This is a genomic window from Blautia argi, assembly GCF_003287895.1.
Classification (GTDB): domain Bacteria; phylum Bacillota; class Clostridia; order Lachnospirales; family Lachnospiraceae; genus Blautia; species Blautia argi.
This window is the reverse complement of record NZ_CP030280.1, coordinates 251,929-273,705: the sequence shown is the minus strand read 5'-3', so window position 1 is coordinate 273,705 and position 21,777 is coordinate 251,929. Positions and strand designations below refer to the sequence as shown.

Sequence of the window (21,777 nt, the reverse complement as noted above, 5' to 3'; positions counted from 1 at the left end):
TTGTAGTATAGCATAATCATTTCCTGAAATCAAGAAATGCATGAAAAAATACCACCCTCATATCAATAAATTTTGACAAGAGTGGTATTTTTTATCTTGGACTTATAACTGGTCAACCCCTTGTGAGCGGTTATCCTCTTCTACGATTTCCTGTCCGCTCATACCAATCCTTGGTTTTGTTTCCAGAATTCTCATAAATTCCTCTCCTGTAATAGTTTCATGCTCATACAGGAATTTTGCCAGCTCATGCAGCTTTGCAAGATTGTCCTCCAGTATTTTGTACGCCTTGTCATGCTGTTTCTTAACCAGCTCCACAACCTTTTTGTCAATCAGCGTCTGAGTTTCAAAAGAGCATGCCAGAGAACTGTCCCCGCCCAGATACTGGTTGGACATACTTTCCATTGCCACCATATCAAACTCATCGCTCATACCAAAGCGGCTAATCATGCCTCTTGCAATCTTGGTTGCCTGCTCAATATCATTTGATGCACCTGTGGTTACAGAGTGGAAAATCAGCTCTTCCGCCGCCCTTCCTCCTGTGAAGGTTGCAATCTTATTCTCCAATTCTTCCTTGGACATGAGGAAATGTTCTCCCTCATCTACCTGCATCGTATAACCAAGAGCCCCTGAGGTTCTGGGGATAATGGTAATCTTGTGTACTGGGGCAGAATTTGTCTGCAACGCTGCTACCAGAGCATGTCCCACCTCATGATAGGAAACAATCAGCTTCTCCTTCTCTGACAGCACACGGCTCTTCTTCTGGTATCCGGCAATAACTACTTCAATACTCTCTTCCATATCTGCCTGTGTGGCAAATTTTCTTCTGTCACGGACAGCGCGCAGGGCTGCTTCATTGACAATATTCGCCAGCTCTGCACCAGAGGCGCCGGAAGCTGCCTTTGCAATCTCATGGAAATTTACATTGTCGGAAATCTTAATTTTTCTTGCATGTACTTTTAGGATTTCCTCTCTTCCCTTTAAGTCCGGAAGCTCTACTGGAATACGCCTGTCAAAACGACCTGGTCTTAAAAGCGCTGCGTCCAGAGAATCCGGACGGTTGGTTGCCGCCAGAATTACCACACCTTTTGAACCGTCAAAACCGTCCATTTCTGTCAGAAGCTGATTCAAGGTCTGTTCTCTTTCATCGTTGCCGCCCATAGCGCTTCCATCACGCTTCTTACCAATGGTATCAATCTCATCAATAAATACAATACAAGGCGCTTTTTCATTTGCCTGCTTAAATAAATCCCTTACCTTGGCAGCGCCCATACCTACAAACATCTCTACAAATTCAGAACCTGAAATAGAGAAGAAAGGTACATTTGCTTCACCTGCAACTGCTTTTGCAAGAAGGGTTTTACCGGTTCCCGGAGGGCCTACAAGCAACGCGCCCTTTGGCATGGAGGCGCCGATTTCTCTATATTTTTCCGGATTGTGCAGATAATCCACAATTTCGCTTAACAGCTCTTTTGCCTCATCTTCTCCTGCCACATCAGAAAACTTAATTCCTGTAGAGGATTTTACATAAATCTTGGCATTGCTCTTTCCAAAGGTCATGGCGCCCGGTCCAGCGCCGCCGCCCATGTTTTTCATCATTCTTCTCATGAGCCAACCGCCCACAAACCAGATAAGCACAAATGGCAACACCCAGGAAACAAGGAAACTTACAAGGGGATTTACCTTATTGGGTATCTCAGAGGCAAACTCCACACCTGCTTCATCAAGTCTTTCTACTTCCTGTGCATCTGGAATACGTCCTGTCTTACAAACCTGCTCTTTTTCCTTTTTATCACCTTTCAGTGAAAAATAAATCACATCAGATTCCAGGCTGACTTCTTTTACCTTTCCATCGTCCAGGTATTCCAAAAACTTATCGTAGGATACCTGTTTAATGCTCTTTTCCGCTATCGCCGGGGTAACGAATAAATTAATTACCATTAACACCACCAGAATCATTGCATACCAAAACAGCAATGGCTTCTTTGGCGGCTGCGGCTTCTTTTTTTCTTCAACGTCCATTTCTATCTCCTCCGTCCTGGCATCTGTGCAAACTATTTGCCCGCTGTGCCATTCTCATTATATCAACTATACGTCTTCCCATGTGAATATGCAATGAAGAAAACATGTTAATTCTATTAAAAAATCATAAACCACTATTTGTCATCTCCTGTCAGCTGAAGCACAGCCTCCATCTCCTCCGGATCCATGTCCAGAAATGCCGCCAGTTCTTCCACACTGTATTTGATATTTTCGTCCTCTGTCAGTTCTTTCACCCGCGCCTCCAGGTTCCGCACCTTTTCCACCAAAATATTATCCTCTTTCTTTTGCTGAGTCATATCTTCAATGAAAAGACGCATAGCGCTTTTGGCCTCTTCCAAAAGCCATTCCACAGAACATTCCTGTTCGCTTCTGTTCTGCAGCGCCATAAGCAGCCCCATATTTCCTTCCTGCAACAAATCTCCGAAGAAAATTTCAGGACAATTCAATACCTTTGCCGCCTGTACCAAATCTTCCTGCAAAGAGCGAAGCAAATCCTCAGGCGCACAGTCTTTCCCTTCTTTAAACTTCTGGAGAATAGATTCCCTCTCTGCGGATTCCGGCAAAACAAAACCTTCCAGATATTCTTCCAGAAATGTTTCTTCTTCAGAGGTCAGCGCCGTCTGTTCTGTCTGTGTAGCCATCTCAGCTCTGTTCTCTCTGTCCCCACAAAAAGCAGAGCTGTCCCCTGATACAGAATCCATATCTGAGGCTGCAGCAGATTCAGACCTGTTTTCTGCAACAGAACTCCTATTCTTTCTGCTGTATCCTTCTATATAGATTCCCTGGATTTCCAGAAAATCATACACCTTTTGCAGCTTGTCCTTATCCATACCCGGTTCCTCAAAAAACTGCTCCACCAATTCCCTATGAACCTGCTTTCCATTCTGCATTGCCAAGGTCTGTATATCTTTTAATTTCTCCTGAAACTCTTGAATATCCATAAATTCCTCCTGTAGTATTCATCTAAAATATATAGCAATAGCTTAACATAAAGCGATTCATCTGAAAAGCGGTGAATCCTTTTATTTTCCCATTCCCGGAAATCTATATAGAAAATCCCGGAATCGTTGGGCGGAAAGGGATTCTCCCACTGTGCTGTCCAGTGTTTCCATCTGAATATAGTCCTCTGCCATATCTTTTACCTGAGGAAAATACTCCTTTGCCACAGCAGTGAGAAACTCTGTATTTGGCTTCTCTTTTTCCATATGACTGTATCGCTTCTCATAAAAAGAAGCAATCTCTCCCAAACGCCTGTGAATTTCCGGCTGCTGTATCTGCTCTGCCAGCTTCCCAAGTTCTTCCGCCTGTACTGCGCCCAAGAGAAAAATCTCCTGTTCCTTCAGGGGAATGCCTGCTCCCCTATACTTTTTCTGCTTCTCCGTCCAGCTTTCCCATACCTGTTGGTACTCTTTTGCCGCTTCCTCCGTAAGCAAAACCATTCCCTTTTGCCAGTCAAGTTTTGCACCTGGAAACAAATTTTTATCCAGCATCTTCTCCAGGTACTCTAATCCCTTTCTTTTAGAACAATGCCCCTCTTCACATAGTTCTGCTACGGATACCATATCTCTTTTTGCAGCTACACTTTGAAAGGTTCTGTACAAGCGCTGAAAAAGCACGGTTTTCCGACTATGACAGACCAGAAAAATTCCCAGAATTGCCAATCCTGCTGCCACCAGCATATCCACGTTCCACAAACGAAATCCCACAGCATAAAACTCCGGACTTCGCCTCATAGAAAACGTACGAATGATGTACATAAGACTGTCCAAAAACAGAAAAATACCCAGCACAAACTCAGCCGCGCTTAAAAACTTTCTTCCTGTCACCGAGATATCCTCCTTTCTCTCTCTGCTCCATCATCTTCTCCAGTGCCGCAATATCGTCAAAGATGTCAGACTCCATAGAATCGCAAAGGCGCTGCGATAATTCCTCAAATGCCTCTGCCAGTTCCCTCACACCTTTAAAAAGCTCTCTTCTCAGCTCTTCCCTGTTATCACCGGTCTGTTCCCCATCTGCTATCCAGGCATATTCTCTTACAAATTTTTCTGCAGTAGGAAGATAGTAATTCAGAAACAAGCTCATCTGAGGCAGATTCTGAGGGTCGTGTCTGCATGCGGAAATCAGCTTTTCTACCCCTTTTTCCAGCTTTTGCAAATCTGCTTCCATTCCAAAATCTGTCTGATTCTGTAAACAAATCCTCTCTGTCAGACTTCGGATTTCCGTAAGACAGTTCTGCGCCTGCTCCACAACTTTTTGCTTCTCCTCATCAAAGCCCTTTTCCTGCCAGTAACTCTGCTCCCGCTTCCATTCGGATAAAATCTTCTGGTATTCCTTATACCTGCGGTCTGTGACAATAAAGCAGGTATACTCCTGATTCAGATGCCCCTGCAGAAAGAAATTGTGCTGTATCATTTTTTCCAGCTCCCTGCGAAGCCGTTTTTGTGAACAATGCAGCTTACGGGACAGTTCTTCCAGAGAAATCATAGCCCTGTCGCCTAAAATTCTTTTTATACGCCAGAAACGTATTACTCTGGTAATTTTTACAACTCCCGCAAACGCAAGAATCAAAAACAACAGTGCGAAAACACCTTCAAAACACCCTGCAAGAAAGGAATCCCTTGCCAGTGTCTGATCCAGTTTCTGAATCTCTTTCCCCAGTGTAAAATTAACCCACATGTCTGAAATATTTTCCAAAACTCCTGAGATTCCCAGCAGAAGAAACACAATTCCCGTGACACTGCCCGGCGTTCTCCGATTGTAAATTTCCATGCCTTTTCCTCCACTGCTTTATTTTGTCCAAATAGAAAACATCACATCATTCATATGCTTTCTCGCGCCAAATTCATCAAGTTCCTCTCCATACCCAATATGGTTTCCAACCACCATATAACCGTCCTCCATGTTATAGGTATCACTTCTTATTTCCGGCGGAAAAGGTACTGCGGTTTCCTCGTAAATCTCCCAGTCTACACCGCTCCAGCCAATGATTCTGCCCTCCCTGCCTTCACACAGCCTTTCCCAGTCCAGAACCATGGCATATTCCCGGAAAAGAAAAATCTCTTCCGTGTTTTCCAGAAGACAAAATGTTTTTTTCATCGTCCAGCCGGGCAGTTCTTTTTCCGCCTTTGCCTGCAGCTCCTTATCCGGTTCGGTATTCTTATATTCATAGACATCTCCTATCTTCTTCTCTCCGGGAGAAAACAGATAAATCCCTTCCTCCATCTGCTCTGCCCGGGGAAGAAAAATTTCATCTCTGCTCATAGTAAGCAGCGTATAAGCCGGATTAAAAAAGACTGCTCCCTCTCCATAGTCTATATATTTTGTGGGAAATACCGCACTTCGCATTTTCTCATCAAGAGCAAGTTTCATTTCCTGATACGCCTTTTGATAAAGCACCGTACTCTGAATATCCACCTGGTATTTCTCTTCCATGGCCTTTAGACCTTCCTCAAACCTTTTGGCATAAGGCAGGGAAGGATTTTTCAGCCGTGCTTCCATGTCCTTTATATCCGGTTCTTCAAAATAAAAGGCAAGAGCGCCGTTTATTCGCGTTCCCTGCATTTCCTCTACAGCAGGCAGCGCCTCCCTGGCTTCTCTCTCATTTTGAAAAAACTCCGCCAAATTCCCCTCATATTTCGTGATATAACCTCCGGCTGCCAGCCACGGACAGAAATAATACAGCTTTCCTTTGTCTAAATCCGTAAAACAATAGGTATCACAAGATACTTCCTGCAAGCCCGTAGCCTCTGCTGCCTCTTTCTCCAAATCTACAGAAATCTCTTCCCATTGAAAGGTATCCAGATAAACAGCCTCTTCTTTAGAAAGATAAAGCATATAAACCTGTTCTCCCGGATTTTCTCTGGATACTCCCCTCACTCCAATATAATCTCTTGTATTAGAGGGGTCCCAGAAAGAGCAGTCCAGGTCTTCTGCGCTGCACACTTCTGCCCCGTACTTTTCGTTGACATGCTGTGCCATTTGTACGGCTGCCAGCCTGTAATCCTGACGCTTTACTGCACTTTTCAGCTTTCCGTATTCTGAACTGCGGGAAACCACAAAAGCGGTTCCCCCGATAATCCCTGCCAGAAGCACCAGACTCAGCGTTATCATACGAACTCTTTTCTTTACAAGCCTGCGCTGCTGCTCCGTTTTTTGATTTTCTATTTCCTGGCGGATAAAATACAGTTCCCATTCATTTTTGTTCATATCATCACCATTTTATATCACCATAAAGAGTATCCCACATGGAACCGTCCATAGAGCCTCTGGTTTCCTGACCCAGTTCCACGGACTCTCTGTATTCACATTTCAGAAGATATTTTCCGTCTATTTCTGCCCATGCCTCCCCTTTTAATCTCAACTGCTGGTATTCCGCATCTGTCTTCTTTTGTATCAGATAATGTACCTCAAACTCTCCCACCTGCCGGGTCTGAATACCGCTGCTCTCCTGTGTGTCGCCCTCTTTGACATTTTCTTTTGCGCTCTCTTCTTGCAACAGCGCCCATTCCTCTGCGCTTTCTGCTGCATTGGGATTCTCTCTCAAAGACTCCAGATTGTAAGAAATATCCACGTCCGAAAAGCCCATATCATTATAAATAGAAAATCTTTCTGTTCCAATATCGGATTCGTTTTCGCTGTCCCATACATATTCTTCTGGCAAACGCACCTTCACAACGCCGCTTTCCCCACATTTTACAGGCACATAACCTTCTTTTTTATCCTGTTCGGCAGCCGCTTTCTTTTTCTCTGCCCCGTCCTTCCAGGTATTTTCCAGCTTTGTGTTTATAATCTACTTCATACGGACTTGCCTGCATGGTTTTCAATTCTTCATATGTATCCCAACGTTCCTGGCTTTCATAATCATCAGGCAGCTCTTCTTTCCAGAAGGAAAATCCGTATAGATAGCTCTCTGCCACACCTTCCCAGCTCTCATAAGTACTTTGCAGCTTTTCTGCGATAGGAAGACTCATATCCAGACATTCCTCCAGATTAATATACTCCGCCTGATAGCAATCTCCCAATATTTGCAAAGCTCTGCAGTAATCCCAGCCGTCAATGCCATGCTCCCCATATTTCTGATATGCTTCGTGGGCAACCTGATATCTGGAAAGGTCTTCATCATCAGGCAAATTTGCCATAGCTTCCTCTGTAGATAAATCAAGCAGCTTTTTCTTCTTTAATTCCTGAATAGTCTTTGCATATTCTTCCTTATGTCCCTTTGCCAGCAGCTTATTTACCACCCGTTCTACATCTTTACGACCTTTGATTCCCCAACCGCCGGACAATTCTTCCTTAATAGAATCTCTGTACCATTCCCGGTCATCTCCTTCCAGACCTCCTATTGCGCTCAAAGATTTATCATTATACTTTGTATAAATGGCATAAGCCGCACAAATCCATTTCGTTGTATCACTGGAAATATCAAGCTGTTCAAAATCAGACGCCTTATACTTCCCTTCTACTTCTACGGAAACTGCATTTTCTCCGCTTCCGCTACTTCCGCACGCTCCCAGAGCAGATACCCCTAAAACTGCTGCCGCTGTTACGGAAATCATTTTCACCCGTATTCCTCTCCCTGACTGTTTCATGGTATTTCCTCCTTAATTTGAAGATATTTTTATAGAACTTATTATATCTGTATATATCAAAATGCACAACAAAAATATGTAAATCGTTGTTATTTCTGTCAATTTGAAGCAAAAAACTGCCACAAAAACCCTTATCAAAACTCTGACAGGCATTTTATGTGACAGTCTTCTTTTTTTCCATATTCTGTTTTAAAGAACAAATCTTTCCTTTATGCTTCCACCGCAAACCTCTGCATGCTCTGCCGAAATTCCTGACTTTCTCCATGGCAGCTTACAGTCAGCGGGTGATCCAGACCCAAAGCAAAAATTCCCAATAATGGATTTCCCATCTACTACAGCTCTTTCATAAGAAATATCCACATCAAACTCACATTTTCTGGCAGCCCGTACAAATTCCCTTACATCATCGGCTTTTGTCAGACGGATTTTCATTTCTTCCATATCCAAATCTCCTTTTCCAAGAGCATTGCTGCAGTCCTTCTGTTTTCTTTAATCTATGCAGGCACTGCTGTTTTCATGTATTTTGCTCTCTTTCCAGTATTGCCCTCCTGCTGCCTTCTATACAAGCATTCTATAGAAATCTATACCGTTCTTTTTTTATCCTTCAAACAATGGAGTGGAATAATAGCGGTCGCCGCTGTCCGGCAAAAGCGCTACAATGGTTTTCCCTTCATTTTCCGGTCGTTTTGCCAACTGGATTGCTGTGTGAAGCGCTGCGCCGGAAGAAATTCCCACCAAAATCCCTTCTTTCTGTGCAAAAAACTTCGCTGCTGCAAAAGAATCCTCTGCTGTGGCTGTGACAATTTCATCATAAATTTCTGTATTCAGCACCTGCGGTACAAAGCCTGCGCCGATTCCCTGAATCTTATGCGGTCCTGACATTCCCTTAGAAAGCACGGGTGAGTCTGATGGCTCCACTGCCACAACCTTTACCTCCGGCTTCTGCGCTTTCAGATATTCTCCCACACCTGTAATGGTTCCGCCGGTTCCCACGCCTGCCACAAAAATGTCTACTTCGCCGTCTGTGTCCTTCCAGATTTCCGGTCCTGTTGTGGCAATATGTGCCGCCGGATTTGCCGGATTGTCAAACTGCCCGGTGAGAAAACTGCCCGGAATTTTCTCCTGTAATTCCTTCGCTTTTGCAATAGCGCCTGTCATACCCTTTGTACCCTCTGTAAGCACAATCTCCGCGCCATAGGCTTTCAGAATATTCCTTCTTTCCACACTCATGGTTTCCGGCATGGTAAGAATCAAACGATATCCCTTCGATGCCGCAATAGACGCAAGTCCGATACCTGTATTTCCGGAAGTAGGCTCAATAATCGTTGCTCCCGGCTTTAAAAGCCCCCTGGCTTCTGCGTCCTCAATCATATTTTTCGCAATTCTGTCCTTGACGCTTCCCGCCGGATTCAAATATTCCAGCTTTACCAGAAGAGTTGCCTTTAATCCCTTTTCCTTCTCAATATTTGTCACTTCCAGAAGCGGTGTGTTTCCAATCAATTCCTGTACACCTGTATAAATTTTCTTTGCCATAACTGATTCCTCCTGTTTTCATTTAAGCATCTCTTTTCCCTATTAACTTAGTAGGAATTATATGTTATTATACGAAATTTGTCAAGAATTATTTTTCTGATTCTTCCACATGGCTCCCGGACAAAAGGTTATATCCGTCTTTGCCACTTTCTTTCACTTTATAAAGTGCAGTATCTGCCATTTTATAAAGCTCTGCAAAACTCCGTTCTCCTGTCCATACTGCAATTCCGATAGATGCGCTGACTGTAACTGTTTTCTCCTCTCCATAAGTCCGTTTCAGTGCTGCATTTATCTTTTCTGCACATTTTCGCAAAGCGGCGATATCCCTTGCCTCTCGGATAAACACCACAAACTCATCGCCGCCCAGCCTTCCTACCAAATCGCTGCCGCGCACCACAGAGTGCAGAATCCGCCCTGTATCTTTTAATATCCGATCACCCAGCATATGTCCCAGCGTATCATTTGCCTGCTTAAAACAATCCAAATCCAGCAAAAATAATGCAGAACAGGTTCCATTATGAGAGCAGGAAACAGTTGTTAAAATTTTTTCTACTTCCTGCACAAAATACCCTCTGCAATACAGCCCTGTCAAAGCATCTCTCTGTGCCTTCTCACTGATTTCCTGAATCTGTCTGTTCTGCAGCACCAGTTCATTATAATCCTCCAAAAATCCAATTATATGGTTTTGATTCAATATTTCCATGCTGATTCTGTTATAATTCCACTTTCCGCCCATTTTCATCTTTATAATCACAGGCTTTACGGGTTTACCCGACAATATGTTTTCGCAAAACTCCTTATACTCCCTGTACTGTTTCTTCTCAATCAGATCTTTTTTCAGCATATACTCAGGAGTGAATTCTTCCAAATCCCGTTCCAGCATTTTCCCGGAATCCTCATTGCTGTAAATAGACACTCTTTTCTTGGCAATATCTACTTCAAACGGAATGTCCTTTGTATACTTTAATGCCATAAACAATAGCTTATTCTTAGAAAACAGGCTCTCATTCTGCTCCTTTGTCAACCGCATGGTCTTATATACAAAAAATCCTAAAATTCCGATAGACAACAAAATAATCCCCAATGTCCCCATCAGAATGCGGGAAAAAATCTTTTCTATCTCTGTTACATAGCTTCCCAGATATTTCTCTGTTAACACAGAAAATACATACCAGTTCTTGATTCCCAAAGGCTCATAGGTCACATAACGTCCCTGCCCCTCAAATGTAAAATGAAAATAGCCGGTTTTTCCCTGTTCTATATTCTCATAAATTTCCTCAACCGTAACGCCATCAGAAAGTTCATACCTCTGCAGTTCCTCCCATACACTCATATTTTCTGCAAAAGAATTTACGTTATTTGAGTCGCTGATATATTTACCTGAGTCGTCAACAATCTGAAAATAACGGTGCGAATCCTTTGACAATTCAATCTCGTCCGCAATCAGCGCAACAGAATAATAGCCCCAGATAGCGCCTCTGACTTCGCCATTTTTCACAATGGGAACTGCCAATAAAATCCGGTCAGACACCTCTTCAATGTTGGATATATACCTCTGGTTTTTCCTTATGCTGTCCAGCCATTGCGTGTCTGTAATCACCTTTCCCTCTCCGGAGTCATCCATGCTCTTTCCCTGCAAATCCATGACGCCAATGGTATCAAATCGTTCCTCTTCCTTTATTTTTTTCAGCCTCTGTACAACACTTTCCAAATTTCCGTCCTCATGCTCCCAGAAAATCTTCTGGTTTGAACTTAATACAGAAAAAAGATTCTGAATTTTTGTATACAGCAGCTCTGTAACAAAATTAGAGGTGTCTTCCACCTGTTCCATGTCCTTTTCCAGAATCAGCTCGTATACTCTGCGGAAATTCAACTGAAATACAAGCATTGTCGCCAGGATAATCCCTGCCATAGCGCTAAAAACCAATGCTGTCTTCTTTTTCATCTTTTGTCCTCCAAAATCTGTTTCTCTGCCAAGAATTGTATACAAATTCCCCCGAAAAATCAACAACTTAAAACAATAAAAAACCAAACAGAAGATTTCTCTGTCCTGCGAGTCCTCTTCTATTTGGTCTTTTCTCCTTACGATTTCTTCTTATATGGTTTATGATTTACGTTTTCTGTAAAAATACCAGCCTGCACCTGCTCCGGCGGCAACAACTGCTGCTCCGCCTGCAACCCATGGAAGTGCGCTTCCGCCTTCTTCTTCCATATCCTTCTGTCCAAGGGGAACTTCTTCCTCTTCGATTTCAGCGGTTTCAGAATCCTCAGCGCCATCGGCTGTTTCTCCATCTTCCCCGCCTAAATCTACCTGTCCCAGAGGAACATCTTCCCCTTCAATGGTTTCTGTTCCCGCTGTGGTGTCTTCTGTTGTTCCTGCTGCTGCGTTTCCGGCAGCATTGTTCGCTGTTGTATCACCAGTTGTACCTGTTGTCTGATTTCCGGTTGTTCCGGTCTGGTTGCCGGTTGTGGTTCCTGCTGTAGTTGTCTGGTTCACAACAGTTGTGGTTCCGGGAACCCTCTCCTCCTGTACAACAGTATCACCCGGGACTTCTACACGGTTTACTTGCGGTTCTCTTGTGCTTGTATATTCAAAAGTAATCACATTGTCACCGGTTTCCGCCAGGGTAAGTGTCTGACTTGCCACATCACAGACATAATCTGCAATCTGCTGGCTGTAATAAGTATAGCTCTGTCCCGCATTTCCCTGTGTAATAACCGGAGGCGCCACATCTTCCCCACTCTGGCTGTCCACGTAACGCACCTTGTATTCTACTGCATTTACCAGGGCGTCATATTTCACTACAAAACTTTCATTTCCTGTCACCACATTGGTATCCGGATACCAGTCTGTATTCATCGTATAACGGCCTTTGGCGCTGTCCTTATATACCAAATCTCCGTCATCCGGCAGCATGGGAATGGATTCCCCCGGGCTGAGTTTCACTTTAATACTGCCCGTCGTTTCTGTAACCTTTGCTCCATATGTATTTACATAGGCATTTATAAATTCCTCACTGAACTGTGCAATGCTTCCCGGACGCAGGGTTACGGTATATTCTGCTGTATCTGCTGCTGCCAGTACCGGTGTTGCACTTAAAAGCATTCCTGTACAAACAGCCGCAGCTATATGAACCATTTTCTTTTTCTTCATATGGGTTTCCTGCCTTTCTGTGTCCTGTTTTCTGTATCCATTATACTTCCTTAAGCATTAACAAAAGAATTACATTTTTGATTTCTTTTTGTTTTTGTTAATAAAAAGAACTACAAGAATCACCAGAACACTGACTCCTAACAATGCCAAAACCGGCAGGAGTGCGGTGGTATCTCCGGTCTTCACCTTTCGCACAACCGTCTTGTCGGCTTCTTTTACCGTCTTTTTAACCACCTTGTCTTTTCCCTTCACTTCTTCTGTAACCGGATCCGGTGTGTCATCACTTGCATGGAACGCAAACTGGAAAGTACCCTGTACGTCCTGATAGGTATTTCCTCCTGTCATTCCGTCCAGCATAGCGGAAAGAGAAATGACTGCCTGCTGGCCCGGCTCCAGGGTTGCTACCTTTAATCCTCTTTCTCCGTACTGCTCCAGCACTTCATTGATATTGGCAAGACCTTCCTTATCCCCGCCAATCCATGCCTGGCTTTCCGCGCCGCCTCCGTAAATCATCTGCGGTTCTCCACCATTGACACCCTCCTGGGTAACGCTGAGAGAAAACTGATATGCTGCATCAGAAGCCTGTGTTGCTTCTTCTAATGCCCGGAGTACTTCAACCTCCATATAAAAATCCATGGCTCTGTCAGAAGTGTTCTCCAGAATAATTTCCTGTGTTCTCTCATCTCCCGGAAGAATCCCTACAAAGGCGTCTCCAAAATTTGCTGTATCGCTGTAATTGTATTTCAGCTCTTCGCTTCCGTCAAAAGTAACGGTGGGTGTTTCTGCTGCAAAGACTCCCATGGACGTTCCGAAGACCATTGTGAGAATCATGCAGAAAACTGTCATTAATTTTTTCATTTCTTCTCTACCTCCTGCACAACGTCCATTATTCTTCTATCCCGAGAATGTTTCCATCTCCATCAAATTCAGCCCAGACACCCCATTCTGCCAGAATTGCGTCCTGTCTTGCCGCTTCAGATTCAGAAGCCTGCACTGCGTCTACTTCTACATTCAACTGAATTCCTTTATCTGCATACTCGTTGGTCAGTGTTTTGGCAATCTCAAGTCCCTCCAGTATGGAAGACGTCTGACCTGACACTTCTAATGGAGCCCTGTAATACAGATACAAATTTTCGTCATTTTCCTCTGTATTCTCCATTATATACCAGTCACTGTTTGGCACCAGCTTAATTGCTTCGCTATCCTTATCAAACTCCTTCTTAAAAGAAGCATTTTCATAGCTGCCCCAGCATTTGCTCACGGTTACTCTGGTATATAAAGGAGTATCTCCTGTATTTGTCACAACAAGTTTATTTTCCAAGTTAATCTCTTCACCTGGCATGGCACCTTTTAAAAGAATCGAATCCTCCGGCAGCTCCCCTGACTGGGCATCTGTCAGGCTGATTCCCAATGTCCTTGTACTGATTTGCTGCTGGACATTTCTTCCATCTGCCTGAAAATATGCCAGAGATCCCCCGACTATTGCTGTTGTTGTGAGAGCGGCTGCCACGCCCATAAGTAATATTCTCTTTTTCACTTCGCACTCTCCTTTACCTTCATCTTCTCTGCCAGCACCCAAAGAACCATGGCTGCTGCGAAAACTCCTCCGCAGGCAAGCACTCCTGTTTTTGTATGCAGACAGGCAGAAAGCCTTCCCAGCAATGGTATCTGAAATACCACTTTTCCCACCACCTGAGAATAAGAAACCGCATCGACATCTGCGGACTGATTGGCATCTCCCTTGGTGATGAAGGCCTGCTGTTCGGAATCTATCTCTACAACTCTGTGAGTTGCAACTAAATCTGTGTCTGTCCCCAAACGATAGGTAATGGGGTCCCCTGTTTTTATTTCTTCAAAATCTATTTCTTTGACATATACGGCACATCCTACGGGATACTCTGGTTCCATACTCCCTGTAAGGACACCGAATATGTGAATCCCGAATAATTTCGGTAGGGTAAGCGGCAGAACCAGGAGGATTACCACTGCCATCAAAAAGATTCCTATGTAGTTTAAAATTTTTGAAAGCAATGGGAAATCCTCCTTTGCTGCTTAGTTGACTCCATTATTCGTACGTAACCTGTTCTACCTACTGAGCATCATATGTTTCTGTTGTAACACCACCCCAGCTTGTAATCATATCTCCCTCTCTTTCAGGTGTAAAATATTCTTCCTGAATAGCTTCTGCCTGAAGTTTGATAGAAAAAGTCTGGTCTGCTGTGTTGTTTGTCCATTCTTCTCCTGGAATTGTTACCTGTGTAAATAATGTAGCTGTATTGCTTTCCTCTGTCAAAGGTGCATTGTAGTAATAAAAATCTTCTTCTGCGTTGTAATACCAGTCACCGCTTTTCTCAATTTCATTATTAATATTCTCTCTTAATGCAGCTACATCATCTGCATCAATTGTAGTTTTGGAAGTATCAATTTCCATTTTCATTCTTACATATGCATCACCGGATCCGGAAACTAATTCGATAGTCGGATCTTTTGGAAGAGTTTCTCCTGGATAAACGTCTTCAAATACCAGTCCTTTCTCTGTTACAGGCTTTGTATTGTCTGTCACATAAGACTTACCGTTGTTATCTTTTTTTACTTCATGTTCTACTAAACGAACGTCTACATGACCCATAGTCACTACATTTTCTGTATCCGCCTGGTCTGTGAAATATGCCAGTGTTGCTCCGATTCCCACTACTGCTACTAATGCGGTTGATGCTGCTGCCATTAATACTTTTTTATTTTTCATGATTCATGTTCTCCTTACTCAGTCAATACTTATTCCCAATTGTCATTATCCTTCGCCATTGCTTTAGCAGCTTCCCAGTTATTATTTTCTGTTGCCTGCACTACAAAGGCTTTGACTTCAATATTTTTGTTTTCTAATTTATTGTCATAAATCTCTGCATCAGAGGTAAGCGTAATATTTTCAAATAATTCATCAGAAATAAATGCTTCCTCATCAGTATTAATTACTTTTCCATCTACATCTTTTATTGAATCAACATAATACCAAACATCTTCTGTGCCTTCTAACTTCTGCCAGTGTTCACTAGTGTTGGAAAAAATACCGTCAATGCTTACTCCCTTGACATCTTTCAGACCATTTGTTACTTTTGCAAACAGATAACAGTCTGCTGTACCTTTAGAAATCTGTACCGTTGGGTCTTTAGTAAGTACCATATTAGGTTCCAAATCCTTGTAATCTACACCATCTATATCAATCATTCCTTCTTTGTCTGTAGATGTACCATCCTTAAACACATTCTGGCTATCACCTTGATATCCTTCTTCATCAAGATATGGGTCATGCTCAAATAATGTGATATCCTTTGCTGCATCAATACCGTTTCCTGCTGCGAAAGTGTTTGTTACTGTATTAGACTTTGCTGACAATAATGCCATTGTTCCGCCTACACCAACTGCTCCAACTAAACCTAATGTTAAACCTAATTTTGCCAACTGTCTTTTCTTCATACCCCATATCCTCCTATATCTATATTTCTTTTATTTTGATATTACTGCTGATCTAATTCACCTTTTGCCTGAGCAAACGCAGCCTCGATTCCCTGTCTGTGTTCTGTTGCCTGTACTGCACATGCTTTTACGCTTACTTTCTGAGTTTTAACAGCAGTATTTTCTGGAAGTGCGTTTACATTGTTTACCTTGATAGTATTAAATACCTGTTCCGGTAACTGAATATGTTCACCCTCTGTTTTTAAGGATACATCTACAACACCATCGGTTGCCATCTGTCCCATATATACATAGTATCCATCGCCTTCTTTTCCCGGAGTCATAACACCTTTTTCGTCTAATTTAACCCAACTGCTTGTTGACCAATCTGCAATATCAAATACTTTGTCATTTGTTTCCGGTGCTGTGATGGCTTCCAACTCTGTTACACCATCTACTTTTACAAATACATACGATTCTACAGAACCACCAATCATAGTAACTTTAGGGTCCTTTGTAAGGCTGTTACCCGGATACAAATTCTCGTATGTATTTCCTTCTTCTGTACGTTTCCCTGTGTCCTCATTCTTTTTAGTATCCGGATTGTAATCGTAATCTGTTTCATCAAGGAACAGTCCTGTATGTCCGTCTTTATCTGGTGTATATCCCTGTCCTACTGTAAAAGCATTGTTTACTACATCAGACTGTGCTGATAAATAAGCTAATGTTCCACCTACACCTACAACTGCTACTAAACCTGCTGATAAACCTGCCATCATTAATTTTTTCTTTGTCATAACTTTATTCTCCTTTACTCTTTTTTGCCTTTTTGGCTTTTTCTTTCCCGTCTTCTTCCTCATCGTTCGAGAAGATTTCCGGGATAAAGGTCAATAGGATAATCACAACGAGTAAGCCACATATTCCTATAATACCTTTAGGGGTCTTTATATTCATGCTGATGAATCCTAAATATGGAACACAGAAATGTGCTTTTCCGATAATGTTATTATATGGAATAGGGCTTCCGTCATTGGATTCATTGGCATCACCTTTTGTTACTACAGACTGTTCGTCTTTGTTAATCTCCACAACTCTGTGGGTTACTACGGTATCTCCGCTAAGCCGGTAAGTAATGACATCTCCGACTTGCAGCTTTTCCGGATTTTCTTCTTTGACAAATATCAGAGAACCTACCGGATACTTTGGTTCCATACTTCCGGTCAAAACTGCCATTTCCTCATATCCCATAACCTTGGGGATAATCAGGATTCCGGCAAGTGCCGCAAGTACGATTAAAAGGATTCCTGATAAGAAGCCACATATTTTTTTTAACATCTAGTAATCTTCCTCTCGCCCTTTATTTGACTTCAACAGTCCCGCTCTTTTCAGCTTTATCAAAAGCTGCTTTTACTGTGTTTATATCCAGATCTTTATTTGAAGAAACATTTGCTACACAGGATTCTTCATACACGGTTACGTCAAACGTATCACCTTTGAAATCGTCAGATGGTGTTACACCGTTAAAAAGTTCTGTAGTTTTGCCTTTTGGTGCAACAGCTTTAAGATAATAGTAAAATCCATCTTCTTTGCAATATTCCCAGGATTCTGCTCTTGAAGTATCTACCTTACATGCTCCTTCAGGGGAAACGGTAACTCTTGCCCGGATAAAGGCTTTGTCTTTTTCTGATTCATTCTTAATAGATACTACTTTATTTTTGGGTTCTCCCCCGTCACCTTCGTCAATTCCGGTGTTATTATCCGCAGCCTGGAAGGTATTAATTACCTTATTTGATTTACCAACAGCAAGGGCTACTGTTCCTGCCGTTCCCACCACTGCTGCCAGCAGCAGCAGAGATAGGATAAATGACTTTTTATTTTTATTAAATTTGAATTTTTTCATTTTCTTCTCCTTTCTGCTTACTGCTGATTACTTGTTGGTTTTGATGTAGAAAGGTCATAACCTTTCCATGTCCACTTACCATTTTCCTTTGTGAAACGGTTTACTCTTACATCTGTGTCTGTTCTCTTTCCGCTGTCACCGGTTTTTGTGTTGACAAATTTGGCAACACCTCTAGCGCCAACCTCGTCGTTTTCAGATGGTGTTCCGATATGGAATACAACCCCGTCACCATCTTCATATGGAGTATCTGTACATGTGCTACCTTCGGTAGTTGTTTGATTTTTATCTAACGTATATCTTTGAGATTTCAACTCTGTAACCCTATAGTCACCTTTTTCCAATCCGCTTAACGCTTCAACTGTTTGTTCTTTCACGGTATTTTTGTTAAAACGAACGGTTCTGTACCAGGTTTTTTCAACCTTATCACCTTCGTCTAATTTCTCAATTTTAAAGGTAAATATTGGATCACCTTCTAATTTAGGCTGGAAATTACCGTCAATCTTTTTGGTAATCTGAATCTCTCCGGCAATTACGTTCACTGTGTATATTCCATCGTCTGTTGACTTAGACTGCTCAGCTCCTTCCGGTGAAATATAACCTTCTAAAGATGATTTTCTGTTCTCTACAGAACTTGCTTCGTAAGCAACCGTCAACTTGTATTCCTCTACACCGTTGCCTATCACAGTAGCCTCATGGTCTTGAACTGAAGTATCTTGCAGTTTTACAGGTACAAACTTGTATGTAAACTTTCCTACTGTATCGTTTGTACTACCATAACTATAATCCTTTTCTACAACACTTCCTTGCAAAAGAGATGCAATTTCATCTTGCGATGGCACGTAACCTGCAGGTATGCTAAACGTTCCACCAGAAACTTGATTTAGCTTCGTTCCTTTCAGCAATTCCTGAAGAAATGCAGTTACTGTAATTGTATCACCAAGAAATACTGTTTTTTCTTTGTTTTCAGCTTCTACGGTAAGTAATTTCACATTGACTGTTGGCTTCTGGAATTCTACGTCTATCGTATCATCTTCATCAACATAGATTCCTGAACCTGAACCATTTGTCGGAATCATATTTCCACCCACAAAATCATCTTTTGCCTGGATGTTAATAGTTTCCTTCCATCCATGAGCGCCTGGATTTTCTGAGTCTGGTTTTGGTTCTATAACCGCCGCCTTACCTGTCCATGCGATTTTCAAACTGCCGTCAGGTAACTCCTTAAAAGAAATATCTTGACCATATTTTTCTTGCAGTCTTTCTTTCTCACCATCTGCTAACTCAAATCTGCTGTCAATGACATCTACGATTTTATGTGCCTCTACATTTGTGGCTTCTGCAATATGACCTGCTATATCATTGAAAATGTCCGTAATTGCTGCATCTGTATTGGCATACTGATACTTGCCTTCTGATGAAATTCTATTACTTAGATAAGATGTTGCACTTTCATATGTCCAACCATAATATTTAGCTGTTCTGTCACTCCACCTCTCGTTCCATATAGCATTTCCATCATTGGGGTTCCACCAAAATTCAGCATCTTTAACATCTCCATATCCTACTGAAAAGATAGTTCCATATTCTTTTATTCTAGCTGCTGCATTTCGTGCTCCGTTGGCAATTGTATTATCTTCTGTTCTTTGCCCAGCCGTCTGTCCTTCTCCAGGTCCTTGAGGTTCTCCGTCTGTAAAAAATACCACATATTTTTCGTTTGTCTTATTTTTCAAAAGCTCATCTGCTTTAGCAAGAGCTCTATTCATGTAAGTATTTCCGCCTTTTCTATTATGACTTCCAATTTTCCTATTTAAAGCTGAAATCCCCTCTTTATCTAACGTAAAGAAATCAGTACATGTAACCTCATCTGAAAAGAACATTACAGCCACTTCACTGCCTGGTGCTTGTTCTCCCAGGCTCTCTACAAAGGATCTTGCTGCCGCCTTTAAACTCCTAAATGAATCTCCATCCATAGAACTACTTTCATCTAAGATCAATACCACGCTTGCATTCTTTCCCGTTATTTCTGAAGTCTTAGTTGTAGAATCTGCTGTCAGCGTAATCTTATAAGTTCTGTTATCCTCATCAACAACTTCAACCTTTTTATCACGCTCTACAGCGTCTTCCATTGCCTGGTGTTCAGTAATGTTTTCGATAACAGATACTGGAGCTTTACTTTCATCCCCTTGTAAATAAAGCAGGACTTTATCTTTCGTCACCTCAACAACCCATGTATCCGTTGACTGAATATATCCTCCCGGAGCGTCTGTTTCTTTCATTGTGTATGTTCCTAAAGGAATATTTTCAATAGTTACCTGTCCATCTGCATCAGAAGTATCTTCATACCCGGTTTTTTCACCTTCGCTATCATACAAAGTAAATGTTGCTCCTGATAATGCAGAACCACCTTTCTCTATTTTTGTAAAAGCCAAGGTTCCTTTTTGAAGTTGATTGATAATTTTATATTTTCCCGCTGAATCTACCTCTACGTTATCACCTTCTATAGTAATGCTACCATCATTTCCGACTGTTACACTCCAAGTGTTTTCTGGTGTTATGTAATTATCTGGTGCTTTTGTTTCTTTTAATGTGTAGGTATCAGGTGCAAGGTCAGCAAAGGTAACTGTTCCGTCTGTACCACTTGTTGCTGTTCCTTGGGATTCTCCATTTAAAAATAATTCAAACTCTGCATCTTTCAGTGGCTTGTAGTTTCCGTCAGTGTCTTTTTCTTCGGAAACTTTTGTGAATTCCAATTTGTATGTTTCAGCTGGGTTTTCGTGCCAGATGAAGACAGTCTGAGTTGTGATTTTTGCTTTTGAAGGATCTACTTTATTTTCTGTATCAGTTACCTGCTGTAACTGTTCCTCTTTATTAATCAATCCTCCACTATATTGTCCAAGAGTCCAATAGCCATTCGTCTTGTCAGGTGTTTTTGTCGGGTTTTTGCCTTTTTCCACACTCTCCCAAAAATCTTCCATTATCTTCTTTTAATAGGGTTTTTCCTTCCTCATCTATGAAAAATACGGGATAATATATTTTTTCTTGTTCTTCGCCGCCATACATATCACATCTCATATAAGCAATTTTGTAAGGATCGTTCGATGCATCCCAAGTATCATCTATAACAATATAGTGTTTATTTCTTGGTCCCACAACTTCCGCTATATTATCTCTATTATCATCAAACCAACAACATATCCATTTGTTTCCATCGTAACGCATATCATAGTCTTTTTTTGCCAAATGAGAGTAGACCTGCTGATTCTGACTTGACAAATATGGTGGATAGTCGAAACTTTTTAGCACTGATGCCTCTACTCCTATCCTATCGTCTGTTGCATCTCCAGCCCCCGGTCCTTCCTGTACTTGCGGTGCCTGAGGTGCTGCAAATGTCACAGGTTTTTCCACTTCTTCAGGATTTGTGGTTTCCTGATTTTCCGGAACTTCCGTTTTTTCCGGCTCTGTAACTGTTTCTGTCTTTGTTTCTGGCTCTGTTTCCGATTCCCCTGTTGGTTCGGTTTCTGTTACCGGTGTTACCGGCGTTTCCGTTGGTTCCGTTTCCGTTATATCTGCCGGAACTGCCTCATCAACTGCTGCCGGTTCTGTTTCCTCAATTACAGGCTCTTCCGTTACTGCCTGTACTTCTGTTCCGTTTTCTTCTGCTGCCATGGATACGACATTACTGCTCAGAACGAGTGTCATACATAAAATCATGGCAAGCCATCTTCTCACTCTGCTATTCTTCTTCATATCCGCTTTCTTCTCCTTCCCTTTCTTCTTCAACGCTTTGATCTAATGCGCTGTCTATAAGCTTTATTAATTCCAGAGCGCTGCGGAAATATTGCTTATTCTGTCTGTCTACCCATGTAATGGACCCCTGCCAGGTGGCATTCTGTCTGTGCTGAATCTCCAGCAAGAAAACAGCTCCGTCCTTTGTTACAGAGTGTTTCATGTCTGTCCGCACCTCCTTCTTGTTTTCTTTCATTTGATGTACCTATTGTAATAAAAGCACCATTACGAAAAGCATTACAAGCATTATAAATTTATAATTTTTTTAATTTTCCCATACAAATTACTTTTATGAGCGTAATAATTGATGGCATCTATTGAGA

General features: G+C 42.1%; 22 protein-coding genes. All 22 read right to left on the bottom strand.

What is annotated here, in order from left to right; all coding sequences use genetic code 11:
• Nucleotides 1–102: 102 nt before the first annotated feature.
• Nucleotides 103–2,019, bottom strand: coding sequence for an ATP-dependent zinc metalloprotease FtsH (ftsH, locus tag DQQ01_RS01475; RefSeq protein ID WP_111917875.1), 1,917 nt, complete (start codon nucleotides 2,017–2,019; stop codon nucleotides 103–105).
• A 134-nt stretch (nucleotides 2,020–2,153) separates the two neighbouring features.
• Nucleotides 2,154–2,981 (bottom strand): RNA polymerase subunit sigma-70, encoded by an 828-nt coding sequence (locus tag DQQ01_RS01470; protein ID WP_111917874.1) that lies wholly within the window; start codon nucleotides 2,979–2,981, stop codon nucleotides 2,154–2,156.
• Nucleotides 2,982–3,062: 81 nt separating this feature from the next.
• Nucleotides 3,063–3,866 carry a hypothetical protein gene (locus DQQ01_RS01465; RefSeq protein ID WP_111917873.1) on the bottom strand — a complete coding sequence of 268 codons (804 nt, stop codon included), beginning with the start codon at nucleotides 3,864–3,866 and terminating at the stop codon, nucleotides 3,063–3,065.
• On the bottom strand, nucleotides 3,835–4,809 hold the full coding sequence (locus DQQ01_RS01460) for a 5-bromo-4-chloroindolyl phosphate hydrolysis family protein (protein WP_111917872.1): 975 nt from the start codon (nucleotides 4,807–4,809) through the stop codon (nucleotides 3,835–3,837). The genes DQQ01_RS01465 and DQQ01_RS01460 overlap by 32 nt, the downstream gene beginning before the upstream one ends.
• A gap of 18 nt (nucleotides 4,810–4,827) precedes the next feature.
• A complete protein-coding gene (locus DQQ01_RS01455; protein WP_111917871.1) occupies nucleotides 4,828–6,246 on the bottom strand; it encodes a hypothetical protein in 1,419 nt (472 codons plus the stop codon).
• A 4-nt stretch (nucleotides 6,247–6,250) separates the two neighbouring features.
• Complete coding sequence (locus tag DQQ01_RS01450; protein WP_111917870.1) at nucleotides 6,251–6,742, bottom strand: hypothetical protein; 492 nt, start codon at nucleotides 6,740–6,742, stop codon at nucleotides 6,251–6,253.
• Between the two features lie 13 nt (nucleotides 6,743–6,755).
• Nucleotides 6,756–7,628, bottom strand: coding sequence for a DUF1266 domain-containing protein (locus tag DQQ01_RS01445; RefSeq protein WP_111917869.1), 873 nt, complete (start codon nucleotides 7,626–7,628; stop codon nucleotides 6,756–6,758).
• 189 nt (nucleotides 7,629–7,817) lie between these two features.
• Nucleotides 7,818–8,069 carry an HPr family phosphocarrier protein gene (locus DQQ01_RS01440; RefSeq protein WP_242980481.1) on the bottom strand — a complete coding sequence of 84 codons (252 nt, stop codon included), beginning with the start codon at nucleotides 8,067–8,069 and terminating at the stop codon, nucleotides 7,818–7,820.
• A 156-nt stretch (nucleotides 8,070–8,225) separates the two neighbouring features.
• On the bottom strand, nucleotides 8,226–9,161 hold the full coding sequence (gene cysK / locus DQQ01_RS01435) for a cysteine synthase A (RefSeq protein WP_111917868.1): 936 nt from the start codon (nucleotides 9,159–9,161) through the stop codon (nucleotides 8,226–8,228).
• An 88-nt stretch (nucleotides 9,162–9,249) separates the two neighbouring features.
• The gene (locus DQQ01_RS01430) at nucleotides 9,250–11,106 is read right to left on the bottom strand and encodes a sensor domain-containing diguanylate cyclase (RefSeq protein ID WP_162624215.1); all 1,857 of its coding nucleotides are present in this window, start codon (nucleotides 11,104–11,106) and stop codon (nucleotides 9,250–9,252) included.
• A 159-nt stretch (nucleotides 11,107–11,265) separates the two neighbouring features.
• Nucleotides 11,266–12,315 (bottom strand): MucBP domain-containing protein, encoded by a 1,050-nt coding sequence (locus DQQ01_RS01425; protein WP_111917866.1) that lies wholly within the window; start codon nucleotides 12,313–12,315, stop codon nucleotides 11,266–11,268.
• A 69-nt stretch (nucleotides 12,316–12,384) separates the two neighbouring features.
• Nucleotides 12,385–13,173, bottom strand: a complete 789-nt coding sequence (locus DQQ01_RS01420) for a hypothetical protein (protein ID WP_111917865.1) — start codon at nucleotides 13,171–13,173, stop codon at nucleotides 12,385–12,387.
• 28 nt (nucleotides 13,174–13,201) lie between these two features.
• Nucleotides 13,202–13,852, bottom strand: a complete 651-nt coding sequence (locus DQQ01_RS01415; protein ID WP_111917864.1) for a hypothetical protein — start codon at nucleotides 13,850–13,852, stop codon at nucleotides 13,202–13,204.
• Nucleotides 13,849–14,346: a signal peptidase I gene (locus DQQ01_RS01410; protein ID WP_111917863.1), complete on the bottom strand. Its 498-nt coding sequence runs from the start codon at nucleotides 14,344–14,346 to the stop codon at nucleotides 13,849–13,851. The genes DQQ01_RS01415 and DQQ01_RS01410 overlap by 4 nt, the downstream gene beginning before the upstream one ends.
• 58 nt (nucleotides 14,347–14,404) lie before the next feature.
• Nucleotides 14,405–15,061, bottom strand: coding sequence for a SipW-dependent-type signal peptide-containing protein (locus DQQ01_RS01405; protein ID WP_111917862.1), 657 nt, complete (start codon nucleotides 15,059–15,061; stop codon nucleotides 14,405–14,407).
• A gap of 29 nt (nucleotides 15,062–15,090) precedes the next feature.
• Nucleotides 15,091–15,789 carry a SipW-dependent-type signal peptide-containing protein gene (locus tag DQQ01_RS01400; RefSeq protein WP_111917861.1) on the bottom strand — a complete coding sequence of 233 codons (699 nt, stop codon included), beginning with the start codon at nucleotides 15,787–15,789 and terminating at the stop codon, nucleotides 15,091–15,093.
• A gap of 41 nt (nucleotides 15,790–15,830) precedes the next feature.
• Complete coding sequence (locus tag DQQ01_RS01395) at nucleotides 15,831–16,565, bottom strand: SipW-dependent-type signal peptide-containing protein (protein WP_162624214.1); 735 nt, start codon at nucleotides 16,563–16,565, stop codon at nucleotides 15,831–15,833.
• Nucleotides 16,566–16,569: 4 nt separating this feature from the next.
• Nucleotides 16,570–17,103 carry a signal peptidase I gene (locus tag DQQ01_RS01390; RefSeq protein WP_111917859.1) on the bottom strand — a complete coding sequence of 178 codons (534 nt, stop codon included), beginning with the start codon at nucleotides 17,101–17,103 and terminating at the stop codon, nucleotides 16,570–16,572.
• Between the two features lie 22 nt (nucleotides 17,104–17,125).
• Nucleotides 17,126–17,668, bottom strand: a complete 543-nt coding sequence (locus tag DQQ01_RS01385) for a hypothetical protein (RefSeq protein WP_111917858.1) — start codon at nucleotides 17,666–17,668, stop codon at nucleotides 17,126–17,128.
• 17 nt (nucleotides 17,669–17,685) lie between these two features.
• On the bottom strand, nucleotides 17,686–20,643 hold the full coding sequence (locus DQQ01_RS01380; RefSeq protein WP_111917857.1) for a vWA domain-containing protein: 2,958 nt from the start codon (nucleotides 20,641–20,643) through the stop codon (nucleotides 17,686–17,688).
• Entirely contained in the window at nucleotides 20,588–21,415 is an 828-nt protein-coding gene (locus DQQ01_RS01375; RefSeq protein ID WP_111917856.1) for a hypothetical protein, read from the bottom strand. The genes DQQ01_RS01380 and DQQ01_RS01375 overlap by 56 nt, the downstream gene beginning before the upstream one ends.
• A complete protein-coding gene (locus tag DQQ01_RS01370) occupies nucleotides 21,402–21,617 on the bottom strand; it encodes a hypothetical protein (protein ID WP_111917855.1) in 216 nt (71 codons plus the stop codon). Before DQQ01_RS01370 ends, DQQ01_RS01375 begins: the two co-directional genes overlap by 14 nt.
• Between the last annotated feature and the right edge of the window lie 160 nt (nucleotides 21,618–21,777).

What these genes read in the sequence shown, in the direction of transcription:
- DQQ01_RS01380 (WP_111917857.1), bottom strand. Translation starts at nt 20,643, where the DNA reads ATGGAAGATTTTTGGGAGAGTGTGGAAAAAGGCAAAAACCCGACAAAA.
- DQQ01_RS01430 (WP_162624215.1), bottom strand. Translation starts at nt 11,106, where the DNA reads ATGAAAAAGAAGACAGCATTGGTTTTTAGCGCTATGGCAGGGATTATC.
- DQQ01_RS01400 (WP_111917861.1), bottom strand. Translation starts at nt 15,789, where the DNA reads ATGAAGAAAAGACAGTTGGCAAAATTAGGTTTAACATTAGGTTTAGTT.
- DQQ01_RS01390 (WP_111917859.1), bottom strand. Translation starts at nt 17,103, where the DNA reads ATGTTAAAAAAAATATGTGGCTTCTTATCAGGAATCCTTTTAATCGTA.
- DQQ01_RS01385 (WP_111917858.1), bottom strand. Translation starts at nt 17,668, where the DNA reads ATGAAAAAATTCAAATTTAATAAAAATAAAAAGTCATTTATCCTATCT.
- cysK (WP_111917868.1), bottom strand. Translation starts at nt 9,161, where the DNA reads ATGGCAAAGAAAATTTATACAGGTGTACAGGAATTGATTGGAAACACA.
- DQQ01_RS01420 (WP_111917865.1), bottom strand. Translation starts at nt 13,173, where the DNA reads ATGAAAAAATTAATGACAGTTTTCTGCATGATTCTCACAATGGTCTTC.
- DQQ01_RS01370 (WP_111917855.1), bottom strand. Translation starts at nt 21,617, where the DNA reads ATGAAACACTCTGTAACAAAGGACGGAGCTGTTTTCTTGCTGGAGATT.
- DQQ01_RS01395 (WP_162624214.1), bottom strand. Translation starts at nt 16,565, where the DNA reads ATGACAAAGAAAAAATTAATGATGGCAGGTTTATCAGCAGGTTTAGTA.
- DQQ01_RS01445 (WP_111917869.1), bottom strand. Translation starts at nt 7,628, where the DNA reads ATGAAACAGTCAGGGAGAGGAATACGGGTGAAAATGATTTCCGTAACA.
- DQQ01_RS01405 (WP_111917862.1), bottom strand. Translation starts at nt 15,061, where the DNA reads ATGAAAAATAAAAAAGTATTAATGGCAGCAGCATCAACCGCATTAGTA.
- DQQ01_RS01440 (WP_242980481.1), bottom strand. Translation starts at nt 8,069, where the DNA reads ATGGAAGAAATGAAAATCCGTCTGACAAAAGCCGATGATGTAAGGGAA.
- DQQ01_RS01460 (WP_111917872.1), bottom strand. Translation starts at nt 4,809, where the DNA reads ATGGAAATTTACAATCGGAGAACGCCGGGCAGTGTCACGGGAATTGTG.
- DQQ01_RS01455 (WP_111917871.1), bottom strand. Translation starts at nt 6,246, where the DNA reads ATGAACAAAAATGAATGGGAACTGTATTTTATCCGCCAGGAAATAGAA.
- DQQ01_RS01470 (WP_111917874.1), bottom strand. Translation starts at nt 2,981, where the DNA reads ATGGATATTCAAGAGTTTCAGGAGAAATTAAAAGATATACAGACCTTG.
- ftsH (WP_111917875.1), bottom strand. Translation starts at nt 2,019, where the DNA reads ATGGACGTTGAAGAAAAAAAGAAGCCGCAGCCGCCAAAGAAGCCATTG.
- DQQ01_RS01425 (WP_111917866.1), bottom strand. Translation starts at nt 12,315, where the DNA reads ATGAAGAAAAAGAAAATGGTTCATATAGCTGCGGCTGTTTGTACAGGA.
- DQQ01_RS01375 (WP_111917856.1), bottom strand. Translation starts at nt 21,415, where the DNA reads ATGAAGAAGAATAGCAGAGTGAGAAGATGGCTTGCCATGATTTTATGT.